This window comes from Vibrio genomosp. F10 str. 9ZD137, assembly GCF_049974785.1.
Classification (GTDB): Bacteria; Pseudomonadota; Gammaproteobacteria; order Enterobacterales; family Vibrionaceae; genus Vibrio.
Genome location: NZ_JBNGCJ010000880.1, coordinates 1 through 1,143, shown reverse-complemented (window position 1 = coordinate 1,143; position 1,143 = coordinate 1). Strand labels below are relative to the sequence as shown.

The window sequence follows — 1,143 nt, the reverse complement described above, 5'->3', positions numbered from 1 at the left end:
GCATCAGGAGAATAGCGTCTGCGCTGTAATGGCGAGCGAGATACACTTGGTAGCTATCGACCATAAAGTCTTTACACAAAATAGGTTGCGCTGCAATAGCGCGTACCTTTGGTAAAAACTCAAAATTGCCTTGAAAGTATTTCTCATCTGTTAGCACTGAGATTGCGCTGGCATGGCGATTATAAACGCTAGCGATATGTTCTAAATTGAAGTCGTCACGTATCAACCCTTTAGAAGGTGAGGCTTTTTTACATTCCAGAATAAACGCTGTTTTTCCATTGGCTAACGCCGCATAAAAGTCGCGATCAGACTCAGTAAGCTGAGATTGAAACCCTACCAATGGTTGAGATTGTTTTCTTTCTGCAACCCATACGTGTTTGTCTTTTACTATCTTGGCGAGAACTTCGGCCATTTCTGTTTCTTGCAGCGAAACGTGTTCAGAAAGTTGAGTCATTATTTAGCCTCTGCTTGCTAGTTGCTGAACCAGATCGAACGCTTTACCTGAATTCATTGCGGTGATCGCTTGTTGCGTGTTTTCTTTTAGGTTTTCATGGCCAAATAGGCGCATAAGTAACGCAACATTCACAGCGACAGCTCCGAGTTGGGCATCGGTCCCTTTGCCGGTCAACATATTGGTGATAATAGCGCGATTTTCTTCTGGTGCTCCGCCTTTAATGGCTTCAAGAGGGTGGCTGCTTACACCGAAATCTTCAGGCGTTAATGTATATTGAATGATTTCACCTTCTTTGATCTCAGCCACTGTGGTTGGGCCGTGAATAGCGACTTCATCAAGACCGCTTCCGTGTACCACTGCCGCACGCTTCATGCCCATTTTTAACATGGTTTCTGCAATAGGGAGCACCAGTTCTTCGCTGTAAACGCCCATGAGTTCTATATTCGGGCGAGCAGGGTTAATCAGCGGGCCTAGAATATTGAAAATGGTGCGTGTTTTCAGCGTTTGTCGAACGGGCATGGCATGTTTAACACCACCGTGGTATTGAGGGGCAAATAGAAAAGCGACGCCGAGATCGTCAACCGCCTTACGGGTATCTTCAGGGCTCATGGCTAAGTTGATACCAAAAGAGTCGAGCAGATCAGAAGAGCCAGATTTGGACGAAACACTGCGGTTTCCGTGTTTGGCTA

1 protein-coding gene and 1 pseudogene are annotated in these 1,143 nt (G+C 45.9%); both read right to left on the bottom strand.

Features of this window, described 5'->3' with window-relative positions:
- Positions 1-454 (bottom strand): annotated as a pseudogene (locus ACP45E_RS19695) (bifunctional indole-3-glycerol-phosphate synthase TrpC/phosphoribosylanthranilate isomerase TrpF); the annotation flags it as partial.
- Positions 455-457: 3 nt separating this feature from the next.
- The coding region (gene trpD / locus ACP45E_RS19690) for an anthranilate phosphoribosyltransferase (protein ID WP_069585460.1) at positions 458-1,143 on the bottom strand (686 nt) is incomplete at its 5' end.